Origin of the sequence: Albibacterium profundi, assembly GCF_042159835.1 — a bacterium.
GTDB lineage: Bacteria > Bacteroidota > Bacteroidia > Sphingobacteriales > Sphingobacteriaceae > Albibacterium > Albibacterium profundi.
Genome location: NZ_JBBVGT010000002.1, coordinates 1599140 through 1612005, shown reverse-complemented (window position 1 = coordinate 1612005; position 12866 = coordinate 1599140). Strand labels below are relative to the sequence as shown.

The 12866-nt window shown below is 42.3% G+C and carries 11 protein-coding genes and 2 tRNA genes; 5 read left to right on the top strand and 8 right to left on the bottom strand.

What is annotated here, in order from left to right; genetic code table 11:
- Window positions 1-53: 53 nt before the first annotated feature.
- From WKR92_RS08655 to WKR92_RS08645, 3 genes are read left to right on the top strand one after another with little or no spacing between them, the layout of a single operon-like run.
- Window positions 54-701 carry an NAD(P)H-binding protein gene (locus tag WKR92_RS08655; RefSeq protein ID WP_375557429.1) on the top strand — a complete coding sequence of 216 codons (648 nt, stop codon included), beginning with the start codon at window positions 54-56 and terminating at the stop codon, window positions 699-701.
- A 22-nt stretch (window positions 702-723) separates the two neighbouring features.
- A complete protein-coding gene (locus WKR92_RS08650) occupies window positions 724-1230 on the top strand; it encodes a GNAT family N-acetyltransferase (RefSeq protein ID WP_375557428.1) in 507 nt (168 codons plus the stop codon).
- 29 nt (window positions 1231-1259) lie between these two features.
- Window positions 1260-2534, top strand: a complete 1275-nt coding sequence (locus tag WKR92_RS08645) for an SGNH/GDSL hydrolase family protein (protein WP_375557427.1) — start codon at window positions 1260-1262, stop codon at window positions 2532-2534.
- A gap of 4 nt (window positions 2535-2538) precedes the next feature.
- Here the strand turns inward: WKR92_RS08645 and WKR92_RS08640 are convergent, their stop codons facing one another.
- From WKR92_RS08640 to WKR92_RS08620, 5 genes are all read right to left on the bottom strand, one after another.
- The gene (locus WKR92_RS08640; RefSeq protein WP_375557426.1) at window positions 2539-3654 is read right to left on the bottom strand and encodes an NAD(P)-binding domain-containing protein; all 1116 of its coding nucleotides are present in this window, start codon (window positions 3652-3654) and stop codon (window positions 2539-2541) included.
- A 34-nt stretch (window positions 3655-3688) separates the two neighbouring features.
- Entirely contained in the window at window positions 3689-4885 is a 1197-nt protein-coding gene (locus WKR92_RS08635; RefSeq protein ID WP_375557425.1) for a glutamate-5-semialdehyde dehydrogenase, read from the bottom strand.
- 10 nt (window positions 4886-4895) lie between these two features.
- Entirely contained in the window at window positions 4896-5753 is an 858-nt protein-coding gene (gene proB, locus WKR92_RS08630) for a glutamate 5-kinase (protein WP_375557424.1), read from the bottom strand.
- Complete coding sequence (gene proC / locus WKR92_RS08625) at window positions 5686-6516, bottom strand: pyrroline-5-carboxylate reductase (RefSeq protein ID WP_375557423.1); 831 nt, start codon at window positions 6514-6516, stop codon at window positions 5686-5688. Before proC ends, proB begins: the two co-directional genes overlap by 68 nt.
- Before the next feature lie 512 nt (window positions 6517-7028).
- A tRNA-Glu gene (locus WKR92_RS08620) sits at window positions 7029-7100 on the bottom strand.
- Window positions 7101-7271: 171 nt separating this feature from the next.
- Here WKR92_RS08620 and WKR92_RS08615 point away from each other — a divergent pair.
- Complete coding sequence (locus WKR92_RS08615) at window positions 7272-8936, top strand: L,D-transpeptidase family protein (protein WP_375557422.1); 1665 nt, start codon at window positions 7272-7274, stop codon at window positions 8934-8936.
- Here WKR92_RS08615 and era read toward each other — a convergent pair.
- Window positions 8910-9788 carry a GTPase Era gene (gene era / locus WKR92_RS08610; protein WP_375557421.1) on the bottom strand — a complete coding sequence of 293 codons (879 nt, stop codon included), beginning with the start codon at window positions 9786-9788 and terminating at the stop codon, window positions 8910-8912. The genes WKR92_RS08615 and era overlap by 27 nt on opposite strands.
- 189 nt (window positions 9789-9977) lie before the next feature.
- Between era and WKR92_RS08605 the strand changes: the two genes are divergently transcribed.
- A tRNA-Met gene (locus WKR92_RS08605) sits at window positions 9978-10050 on the top strand.
- A gap of 67 nt (window positions 10051-10117) precedes the next feature.
- Here WKR92_RS08605 and WKR92_RS08600 read toward each other — a convergent pair.
- Both WKR92_RS08600 and WKR92_RS08595 read right to left on the bottom strand, forming a co-directional pair.
- On the bottom strand, window positions 10118-11569 hold the full coding sequence (locus tag WKR92_RS08600; RefSeq protein ID WP_375557420.1) for an amino acid permease: 1452 nt from the start codon (window positions 11567-11569) through the stop codon (window positions 10118-10120).
- 50 nt (window positions 11570-11619) lie between these two features.
- Complete coding sequence (locus WKR92_RS08595; protein ID WP_375557419.1) at window positions 11620-12675, bottom strand: sugar phosphate isomerase/epimerase family protein; 1056 nt, start codon at window positions 12673-12675, stop codon at window positions 11620-11622.
- Between the last annotated feature and the right edge of the window lie 191 nt (window positions 12676-12866).

Sequence of the window (12866 nt, the reverse complement as noted above, 5' to 3'; positions counted from 1 at the left end):
AGCTTATGTAGTTGAAGATTTCAAGTACAATTCTTTTTATGTATTTTTAAAGAATGAAAGCAATCGTAATTGGAGGAACTGGTGCAACAGGGCGAGAACTAGTAAAGCAATTATTAGACGATCCTAAGTTTGACGAGATAGTTGCCTTGGTAAGACGACCATTCTTTGGCGGCCATATCAAACTAAAGGAGGTCATCGTCGATTTTGACACATTAGAACAACATCAGGAACTAGTACAAGGCGATGTAGCTTTCTCCTGCTTAGGAACAACATTGAAAGATGCCGGCGGCAAAGCTGAACAATGGCGTGTCGACCATGATTATCAATTAAAATTTGCTGCTATTGCGAAGGAAAATGGGATCCGTTCATTCGTACTATTATCAGCTGCTGGTGCCGACAGCAAATCCATGATTTTTTACAACAAGATGAAGGGATCGCTAGAAGAGAGTGTAAAAGCATTGGGGTTTGACAATCTTATCATTATCCAACCCGGTGCAATCGACAGACCTAACAGTACTCGAACAGGAGAAAAATGGATGGTCAAAGCACTCAGGTCATTAAATGGCATCGGCATCTTAAAGAATTATGCTGCTATCTCAACAAGTCGGCTGGCACGTGCGATGATCAATGCTTATTTCACTTTTCAAGAAATCTTTAAAGTTGTAAGTCTGAAGGAGATAAAAACCCTTTCGAAGAGCTAGAATATTTATCTAAGTTTGCTTAATGGAAATTAGGAAAGCCAAAACGAATGACATTAAAGACATCATGAGGATTGTCAAAAAGGTTGTCCCCCTTATGCGGTCAAACGGCAACTTTCAATGGTCAGATGAATATCCTAATCCAGAAGTTTTCCAAGAAGATATCGATAAAAATCAACTATGGGTGGGCCTCAAAGACTCATGTCTTGTGGGTGTCATTGCGATTACTGATGAACAGAGCCCTGAATATGTTGATGCGGGCTGGGACATTACAGAGGAAGCTATCGTAACTCATCGCCTCGCGGTTGATCCAGATCTTCAAGGAGCGGGACTAGCAAAACTCATGATGAACCATGCCGAAGAACTCGCAAAGCAACGAGGCATTCATATTTTACGTGTGGATACCAATAGCGAAAATAAGGCTACTCAAGCTCTTTTCCCCAAGTTAGGATACGAGTATAGCGGAACAATTAACTTAAAGAAACATACTGATCCGTCATTGCGGTTTTTTTGCTACGAAAAGCGAATTTGAAGCGGATCTAATTTTAATAAATTTGGAGCATGAAGCCTAAGCAACTACTCAAATCGTTAGTTTGTATCCTGTTATTTTTCTTTACAGCCAATGCATTTGGCCAAGAAGAACAAGGTATTACGAATACGAAAAAAATAATTTATTTCGGCTCCTCAGTACCAAAGGGAGAAGGAGCAACTAATCAGCATGGCTACACAAGTATATTCACAGACATTCTTCAAAAGCGCTCATCTGCTTCGGACACCCAATGGGAAACGGTAAACATTAGTATAGGTGGAGACAATACCGTAAAGGTATTAAAACGCTACGAGAAAGATCTCCTACCCCAAAAAGGTCACTACGTCGTATTTGCACTCGCATTAGGGAACGAGGGTATTCACGAACACGGAAAGCCGGTCTTTGATCAGTTTGAAAAGAACATGAAAATACTGATCGAAAAAGCACGGTCTGATGGCTATGTACCGGTTGTTACGAACAGCTATACCCGAAACGATTATAACGAACATGACTACCAGTTTATCAAGCAAATGAACTTATTAATCCATCGATGGGATGTGCGGAGTATTAACCTTCTTGGTGCTATCGACGATCTTGCTGGGCACTGGATGGATGGCTACTGGGCAGACGGAGCGCATCCGAACGACTCGGGACACCTTGAGATGGCCTATACCATTGTTCCATCATTATTTGATGCGTTGGAAGCTGGTAAACCTTTACCAGTAAGGGTGAAGGGCTCGTATCTTCCCATGAAAAATCGTGGGCAAAAAACAAAGTTGCTTACGTTCACTCCAGAAAACATTGTTCACTCTTTTACAACGTCCATTAGTTTTAAAGCGAATAAAGCAGGCCAAATACTAACCTTTGAGTCGGGTGGTCCGAATAATCATAACGGAAGCGGAACTGTAAAAATCAATAACAGAGGCGATATAACTTACTCCTCTCCTAGAGCAAATACGATCCAAGGAGCTGTCGTAAACGATGATCAGTGGCATACGCTGACATTAACGCACTATTATGCAAAGGGTATCACCTTATTATACATAGATAGCATGCTGCAAGGAACCGTTCATGAAAAACTCGCTCCCCTCGAAATTCAAATTGGAGGATCGAAGATTCCAAAACGGGTTGCTTATAAAGACTGGTTGTTTTATCGTTCGGGAATGAACCAAGACGAGATCAATCAGATAGCCGACGGACCCTTATTGAAATCCAGCCTTGAGCTCTACGCGCCATTAGACGAAAAAAATGCCGAGGCCCCCTATGTGAATCTAGCTCAAAGCCTGAACACCATTGCGCATCAGTGATTATCTACTTTATTCCTAAATATCTCGTAAGTTCCTGTGCGGCTGCTCGTCCGGCACGGTTCGCTCCAATCGTTGAAGCAGAGGGGCCATAGCCTACAAGATGAATACGGTGATCCTTTGCAACCCGGGTAGCCAACCGTCCATCCATCATAATGCCACCGCTAGGCTCCTTTATCATCAAAGGCATTAAATGATCTAAAGAACCTCGAAATCCCGTACACCAAAGAATAATATCCACATCCAGACTGTGTCCATCTTCCCAACGGACACCCGTCTCTGTAATTTCAGAGAACATGGGCTGGCGATTTAAAACGCCACGCTTACGCATGGCGATAATTGTGGGTGTCACTGGCAAACCAGTTACAGAAACAACCGAATTGGCCGGCAAACCGCGACGAACACGATCTTCTACCATCGCCACAGCTTCCCTTCCTCGTTCTGCATCAAAAGGACCTTCGTTGAATTCCGGCGGCCGGCGAGTAACCCAAGTTGTCTTCGTAATTTGTGAAATTTCATCCAATAACTGAATCGCAGATATACCCCCACCTACAATCAGCACATGCTTCCCTCTAAAATCTTCTGCTTCTTTATAGTCTCGGGTATGCAATTGCCCTCCCTTAAAACGTTCGGCACCCGGATAGTTGGGTATATAGGGTTTATCCCAGGTACCGGTTGCATTGATAATCCCCTGAGCCGAGAAAAAACCTTTATCAGTCTCAACCCGAAGGCGCTCGTCTCGTTCGCAGACCACTTTAACTTTCACCGGTCTATATACCGATAGTTCAAAGGTCTTCTCATAACACTCGAAATACCTCGGTACGGCTACATTGGCATGGACTTCTGGTGCAAACTGATCTGAAACAGTATCAGCAAAAGACATTCCCGGCAAATCATGGATTCCATTAACGGTGCTCAGTGTCAACGATGGCCAGCGGTATTGCCAAGCGCCGCCCGGATTGGGAGATTCGTCAAAGACAATAAAATCTCGTCCCTGCTGTAATCCCATATTTTTTAAATGATATGCAGACGACAAACCAGCCTGCCCGGCACCAATCACTACAATGCCTGTTTTATATATCAGACGTGAAGCTGAACGTACGTTATCTGTTCTTGAAGCCATGCTAGCCAAATACCAAGTAAAAATGAGACTTTACTTATCTCACCTGTCCATCTCCGTATACATAATACTTATTGGTCACCAACTGCTCTAATCCGAGAGGGCCTCGATGATGTAGCTTGTCCGTGCTGATCGCTAATTCAGCGCCGACTCCCATAGCCCCACCATCCGTGAATCGCGTAGACGCATTATGATATACAGCAGCACTGTCCACCTGTTCCATAAAGGTATCGGCTTTTTGCTTATCAGCAGTTAAAATCGTATTTGAATGCCCACCGCTATACTGGTTGATTTTGTCAATAGCTGTTTCTAATCCATCGACCACGCCGAAGCAGATTTTCGGGGCTAGAAACTCCTCATACCAAACAGACTCGTCGGCGATCGGCGCTGCATCGGTCAAAAGCTTTAGCAATGAACTGTCTGCTAACATTTCCACCGATTGTTCGCGCAAAGCCGCATCCAATCGCTGCAGTTTAGCTTGCAGGTCGGGCGTTGACTCATCAATCAATATTTTATCCAAGGCATTACAAGCACTTATCTTATCCATTTTAGCATTGATGATTACAGGTAACACAAGCTCCCAATCGGCATCCGAAGCGATATAGGCAAAATTATTACCCCTTCCGCTCACCAATACAGCACATGTTGCATGCTCCTTAACAAAACGAATCAGCTTCTCTCCACCCCGAGGAACAATCAGGTCAATCGCTTCCGGAGGATTTTTCAGAAACTCTCGTGTTGCTTCACGATCCAAAGTAATCAGCTGGATCCAGTCTTTGCTGAATCCATTATCTGAGAGCGCTTGATGCCAGCAGTCTACGAGCACACGGTTGGTATGCACCGCTTCTTTACCACCTTTCAACAAGATTTTATTGTTAGCTTTAAAAGCCAATACCGCAGCTTCAATGGTTACATCGGGACGTGATTCATAAATAATTAGAATGGTACCAAAGGGTGCAGTTTTGTTCTCAATACGCAGTCCATTGTCTAGTACGCCCGATGACCGTACGCGACCAATCGGATCGGGCTGATCCATTACAACTTGGACAGCCTTAATCATATCGTCTACCTTCGAGCTGTCAACAACAAGACGATCATATAATGCCTGATCATCCTGCCCAAAGGCATCAAGATCTTGTTGATTTGCACTCAATATTAAGTCGCGACTATCATCGATGATGCTTATCATGGAAGATAGTACACTGTTTTTTTCAGAAGTAGTTAATAGCTCCATTATTTTATTATTATCGGGTAATTTTAGTACCCGTTGTTTTACCATAGACAATATCCGTAATAATATTGTCTTTTTTACCATTAGCGATGAATGTTGGTATATTCCGCCGCGCTGTTTCTTTAGCCACCCGTAGTTTGGATGCCATACCGCCGCGCCCTTCTGCCTCTCCTTTATTCGACTGCTTGACGTATTGCTCAACTTCATCGTCCACGTTAAGATGTGGGATCAGCTCACTTTCTACGTCGTCAGGATGCCCATTAAACAGTCCGTCTGTATCCGTTAGTAAGATCAACATATCTGCATGGATCAATTCGGCTACCAAGCTTGCTAGTTCATCATTATCCGTAAAGGTCGACATAGATAACGATACAGCATCATCTTCGTTCGCAATGGGTATGACCCCTTCGGCTAACAAACCCTCATAACAGTTAACCATATTGTCACGGTGTTTTCCTAAATCGAAATCACGCTTGGTTGCTAACACCTGAGCACAGCGCATTCCATGATGATGAAACAAGTTATAATAGTGTCGCATCATTCGCGGTTGCCCTACAGCAGAGAAAACCTGTCTCCGGGTAATTTTATCAGTTGCTTTCAACTGATCTCCCATAACTTCTTTCCCCGCTATCACGGAACCCGAGGACACTAACACCGCATGTATGTCATGCTCATAAAGATAAGCAATCTGTTCCACAAGCTTCGACAGTATTTTACCGGAAATACGGTTGTCTTTATTCGTAATAACATGGGTTCCAATTTTGATCACGACCCGTCGTATCGGTGATCCTGTAGACGATTGTCTATCCATCCTTAGCCTCCGTTCCTTTTGTCTGTTTCCCCAGTTCCTCCGCCCGGCGGAATGCTGCATACGCAGCTTCTTGGATCAACGCATTGACATTGTTCTCATCCATCGAGTCTAGTGCGGCACGGGTAGTACCACCTTTAGAAGCAACCCTTTCCATCCAATCTTCAGGACTTAGTGTTGACTCATTAAACAACTCTACAGCACCAGCAAATGTCTGTCCTACCAAAAGACGTGCGTCGTGCTGATCAAAGCCCATCTTTAGCGCGGCATCCATCATTGCCTGCATAAAATAAAAAATATATGCCGGGCCACTTCCTGATATTCCCGTTGAAGCATCAATCTCAGATTCAGAAGTTAGATTAATTGAGCGCCCGGTTGTATCGAGTAACTGCTCGATCGCAGCAAGCTCCAGTCGAGATACCTCATCTGAACCTGTGAAGGATGTCATTCCCAACCCTACCTGTGCTGGTAGATTAGGCATAGCCCGTACTACCTTCACAGCGTCTAAACCCTGCTTGATCGTGTCGATGGTTACGCCAGCCATAATAGACACAAACAGCTGTTCTGTAGAAATCAAAGGTTTCATTTCTTTCATGAGAGCTGCGGCGTGTACTGGTTTTACGGCTATCAAAACCACATCGGCTCGTGACAAGCAAGTATCTAGTTGATCGTGAACTTCGAAAAGGCCAGTCGCACGTAGCTCATCACGCTTTTCTTTGCTTTGATCAATAATCATTAGACTTCCAGCTGTTAAAAAATTGGACTTGGCGATCGCTTCCGCATATGTCATTCCCATGTTACCGCCTCCAATTACAAGTACGTTCATTTCTTTTTTCTTTTATTAAAATAACAATTTTACTAGTTGCTCTCTTAGCCACAAGCTTCATGCGAGCGTGCCAATGTTTGCCATATTGTTAGTTTATACACCAATAATTCTTAAATAATCAAGCTAGATGGCACGTTAAAAGGGAGGCTATCTCCGCTCAACACTAGTTTATCAAGAAGATGCCGCAAATATGGCAGTTAAGAATAATAGTTCATGGACACTGCAATATTGTCACAAAATGTTACAGTGCTCGTCGGGCATCTGGAATCTTATCTTTGCGTTCTTCAGCTCATAAAAAACACAAAGTCAGTGACCGCTTGATTTTGGAAAAGATTAATAATGATAACGGTTGCCTGTAATATTCGGGCGGATACCAACGTATCGGAGGCACTTTACGGATTCCTCTTGTTGAGTATGGGTGAATTCGAAGAATCCTAATAAAACGAAAACCGCCTTTTATCACATTAAAGGCGGTTTTTTGATCTTGTAAGTTCTTTTGACTTCTGTCTCTGTAGCCCGTAGGGGAATCGAACCCCTGTTTCCAGAATGAAAATCTGGCGTCCTAACCCCTAGACGAACGGGCCAATAATATTCCGTAATCAATAGGATCTCCTATTTTCGGAATGCAAAGATAATCCTTTCCATCAATAATCAAAAAATAAAATATTTTTTTGATGAGCATTTTCAAATCATAGTTGAATATATCGTATCTTCAACTGTGTGAGAAGTGGAAAGCCAAGAATATTATTTCGTCAATGATGTATCTCTATCGATATTTTTCTAACGTCTTAGCGGTTCTGTTAGTCGCCGGTCTTAGCGCTTGTGATAGTTCTAGTCGCAATGACGATCAGGCCAAGGAAGTGCAGGATTCGGTCCAAGCGATCAAAAGTTGGAATGAGACGATCCCGGGCAACTTCAGTGAACAAAAGATCATTCAATTTGACTCGACTGCCATCGACTCGTTTTTGTCAGAGTATCCACTTTTTACTTCGTTGGACTCAAATCTGATCTTCTTTTATCAGAATCGAGATTATAATTATGCATGGTTCGACGGGCAGGGATTGATTGAACAGGCTGGAAATTTAGTTGCTCGAGTGTCCAACTTAAAGGACGAAGGAGTATTCAACACGCCGCCATACAAGAAGGAGCTCGACTCCCTCCTACTGGAAACGAGAAGCAATGAAGGAACTGAGCAGCTCAATTTAGATTTGGAGCTTATGCTCACCGCCCAGTATTTTAATTTTGCTCAGTTAGCATGGAGCGGAATGGATGAGGCCACCTCGAAATCATTAAAATGGTATTTGCCTCGAAAAAAAGTCTCATATAATCAATTTTTAGACAGTTTGCTCGCTTCGGGCTCAAAAGAAATTAATGAAATTAAAGAGCCGGTTTACCGGCAATATGAACTTCTAAAAGCCTATTTGGCAAAATTTCGTGAGCTTGACGATCAGCATCCTGAATGGCCACCCATCGAGTTAGATAGAACTTCATACAAACTTCAAGATTCATCCACCCTAATTTCAACGATAAAAAAACGGATGAAATTATTGGGTGATTTTCATGGTGATGAAAATTCGTTAATCTTCGACGAAGAATTATTTCAAGCCGTTCAGCATTATCAAACAAGACTAGGCTTAACGGCGGACGGCGTGATTGGCAAGGGGACCATATCGACACTCAATATAAGCCCCAAAGACCGCATCAAACAGATTATGATTAACATGGAAAGATGTCGCTGGCTTCCACTAAGTCTTCAAGAGGATTATTTAGCGGTTAATATTCCCGAGTTCAAATTGCATGTATATCATGCGGATAGTCTATTGTGGAGTACGAATGTTGTGGTAGGGAAAACACTTCATGAAACTGTAACTTTCGCCGGCGATCTTAAATACGTAGTTTTCAGTCCGTATTGGAATGTACCAGCCAGTATCGTAAAAAACGAAATAGTACCGGCTATGAATAGGAATCCGAACTACTTACGTCAGAACAATATGGAAATAACCGGTCGCCGGGGAGGTCTACCGGTAATTCGTCAAAAACCGGGACCAAGCAACTCCTTAGGCCTGGTAAAGTTTCTATTTCCCAACTCTTACAATATCTATCTACACGACACACCAGCGAAGTCCTTGTTTTCCCAAAGTTCTAGGGCATTTAGTCACGGCTGTGTTCGTGTGAGTGAACCCGAGAAGTTGGCGCAATTTCTTCTAAGGAAAGATACGGCGTGGACTAATGAAGCAATCGACCAAGCTATGCATAGCGGAAAAGAGAAATATGTTACGTTAGAAAAGCCGGTCCCGGTGTTTATCACCTACTTCACCGCATTCGTAGATAGGCAGGGGCAAATTAATTTCCGTAAGGACATCTATAATCGTGATGACCGGCTCGCAGACTATTTAATGGTCGTACCCGAAACGCTTTAAATAGTTCTTTTTCGTCCGCCAATCGGCAATGACCTTGACAAATAATTCTAGAAATACTTTTTTCTGCAAAAACTCCTCAATGTCTTGCCGGGCATAGGTGCCGACCTTCTTGATCATCGTCCCCCCTTTGCCGATAATAATATTCTTTTGTGAATCTCTTTCGACAATAATCTCCGCACTGATCCGAACGATACGCTCTTCTTCTTTAAAGGAATTAACGATGACTTCAGCGCTGTATGGTATCTCCTTTTCAAAAAGTTTGAAAACTTTTTCACGGATGATCTCCGAAACAAAAAAGCGTTCCGATTTATCAGTAAGCGTGTCCTTATCATAATATGGCGGATGTTCTGGAAGGTTTTCCAAAATAAATTGCTGAACCGCTTGGATATTATGCCCTAATGTAGCGGATATGGCAAAAACAGCTGTGGGATTCAACGTTTCTTGCCAAAAGTCGATTTTCTTATTTACCCATTCTTCGGTCGACTTGTCAATTTTATTAATCAAAACTGCTACGGGTACATCTGCTTTTTTAATTCGCTCAATCATTTCACTCTCATCATAACGCTCATTAATGTCGGTTACCAGAAGAATCAAATCGGCATCAATCAATGAACCTTGTACAAAATTCATCATAGACTCTTGCAAGTCGTAATTCGGCTTGATCATCCCCGGGGTATCGGAAAACACGATTTGATAATCAGGTCCATTGACAATTCCCAAGATACGATGACGAGTGGTTTGCGCCTTAGGGGTTATGATTGACATTTTTTCTCCAACCAATGTATTCATCAAGGTCGACTTTCCTGCATTGGGTTTACCGACCAAACTTACAAATCCTGCTTTATGCGCCATGCTATTGGGGTTTTACGTGCTTACAAAGAAACAAAATATAATTTTGCTAGACGTGGACGCAAAGGAAATAATTAATTATTCAAATTTATTTTTGCATAGTACTGCAAAAAACCCTATATTTGCAGTCCATTAAAACAAAGAACATTGTCTTTTCTGCGAGAGAAAAGTTAATAAAATATAAAAATACAGTGCGGGGTGGAGCAGTTGGTAGCTCGTCGGGCTCATAACCCGAAGGTCACACGTTCGAGTCGTGTCCCCGCTACCTAGAGCCTTGTAAGATGTTAACAACAACTTGCAAGGCTTTTTTTTATTGCGGATTCTTTAGCTCACTATGCGGACTCTTTACTTGCGGACTCCTTACTTGTTTTCATAACCCGATAGCTTACGTAGAGAAGTATTAACCAGACAGGGATCAATTCAATTGAAGTCTTCATTCCCGTAACCCAGATGATTCCGAGCATTGAAAGTAAAAATACAATGCAAAAGTAATTGGTAAATGGATACCAAAACACAGAGAACTTTGGGCGGACTCCCTCCTTTATCTTCGCTTTCCTGAAATACAGATGCGTTATGCTGATAATAAACCAATTGATAACCAATGCAGAGACCGTTAGGGACATCAATATTTCTAACGCTTGTTCCGGCATTATTTTATTAATGACGATGCAGATAGCAGCGAAAAATGCAGAAACCAGAATTGCCCTAACAGGCACATGGCTTTTACTGAGTTTTGATAATGCCGACGGAGCATTCCCTTGTTTCGCCAAGCCGTAAAGCATCCGACTATTTGAATAAACACTGCTGTTGTATACCGACAAAGCGGCGGTTAATACAATAATATTTAACGCATTCGCTATGATACTCGTAAAATAGAAAGTTTCTCCAAACAGGGTAAATTCAAAGCCCTTCAGAGTATCAAACACGGCTACAAAAGGACTACTTCCTGTGGTAATCTCCCGCCAAGGAGAAAGAGAGAAAAGAATGATTAAGGCGCCGATATAAAATATCAAAATCCGGTAAATTACCTGATTGGTGGCTTTTGGTATATTCTTTTCAGGATTTTCCGCTTCAGCAGCCGTGATACCGATGAGTTCCAGTCCGCCAAAAGAAAACATAATAAATGCCATGGCTGAAAGTAGGCCTTGATAATTCCCTTCCGCACCTGTGGAGAACAATCCCTTAGGAAACATTCCGCCGTCGTTCCAAAGATTTGTAATACTAGCTCGCTCCCCTCCTGCACCGCTAAGCAACAGGTAAACTCCAAAAACGATCATCGCGATAATAGCGACAACTTTGACAATAGAAAACCAAAATTCCGCTTCTCCGTATATCTTTACGGACGCTAAGTTCAGCGCATTTATAACGAAAAAAAAGAAAAGACTCGAAACCCATAACGGGATTTCGGGCCACCAGAACTGCACATACACACCAATGGCGGTAAGCTCTGCCATACTCACCAGAATGTAAAGTATCCAGTAATTCCAACCAGACGCAAAGCCAGGAAACTTCCCCCAATAACGATAAGCAAAATGACTGAAGCTGCCAGCTACGGGCTCCTGAACAACCATTTCACCCAATTGTCGCATGATTAAAAAAGCTACAATTCCGGCTACTGCATAACCTAGTATAACTGATGGGCCTGCTAGGACTGCGGCTGGACCGATCCCCAAAAACAAACCAGTACCAATAGCACCGCCAAGAGCGATTAATTGAATATGCCTATTAAGCAATCCCCTTTTTAACTCGCGATTGGCGGATTGAGATTCTTTGTTTTTTTCCAATGTGTTTATTCAGACAAAAGTTAACTATCTGTAGAATTAAGGCATTAGGGTTAATCTAAACCTAGGATTTTGCGATTAAAAGCCTCATCGCTTCCCGTTGAAGCGAAATCATCGAAAGCTTTATCCGTAACACGAATAATATGATCAGCAATAAATTTCGCTCCCTCGATAGCACCTTGTTCAGGATGTTTAATCGCACACTCCCATTCCATCACCGCCCAGCTCTTGAAATCATATCCAGCTAGCTTGCTGAAAATCGCTTTGAAGTCGACCTGTCCGTCACCTAATGAGCGAAAACGTCCAGCACGATCTATCCAATCTGAATATCCACCATATACCCCTTGCTTACCAGTTGGATTAAACTCTGCATCTTTCACATGAAACATTTTTATACGTTCGTGGTAATGATCGATATAGGTTAGGTAATCCATGCCCTGTAATACAAAGTGTGACGGATCATAAAGTAAACAGGCCCTTGCGTGGTTGTCAACTTTCGACAGAAAACGCTCGTAGCTTACTCCATCATGCAGGTCTTCGCCAGGATGTATTTCGTAACATAGATCGACTCCATATTCTTCATATTCGTTTAGAATAGGCAACCAACGCTTAGCTAACTCATTAAATCCAGTATCTACAAGGCCAGCTGGACGTTGTGGCCACGGATAGACAGTGTGCCACAGCAGCGCACCACTAAACGTAGCAACAGCATCCAAACCAAGATTCCTGGAGGCCTTGGCCGCATATTTCAATTGCTGAATAGCCCATTCTGTTCTTGCTTTAGGTTTTTTATGATATTCAGCGGGAGCAAAACCATCAAACATCTCATCATAGGCCGGATGTACTGCGACTAACTGGCCCTGTAAATGCGTACTCAGTTCGGTTATTGACAGCCCCCACTCGTTAATCTGTCCTTTAATTTGCTGTGCATAATCAACGTTCTCCGCTGCAAGCTTCAAATCAAAATATCCATTTGCCCATGTGGGGATCTGAACACCTTCAAAACCGATACTTTTAGCCCACTTGCAAATAGATTCTAAATTATCAAACGGTGGGTTGTCTCCTAAAAATTGTGCTAAAAATATACCAGGTCCTTTAATTGTCTGCATTTTTTCAAATTATAATAGATGTATTAGTTAATTGACCTAAAAGTAATAATTTATAATCAAAAAGGGCTCTACAGGGAAGATATTCTAAAAAACTTTAAAAATAAAACTCATTCAAAATTAAAAATGGCACTAATCATGTATATAAAAGGCTGAAGAAATAATAAAAACAAATTTGCATTTAAATAAAAAAC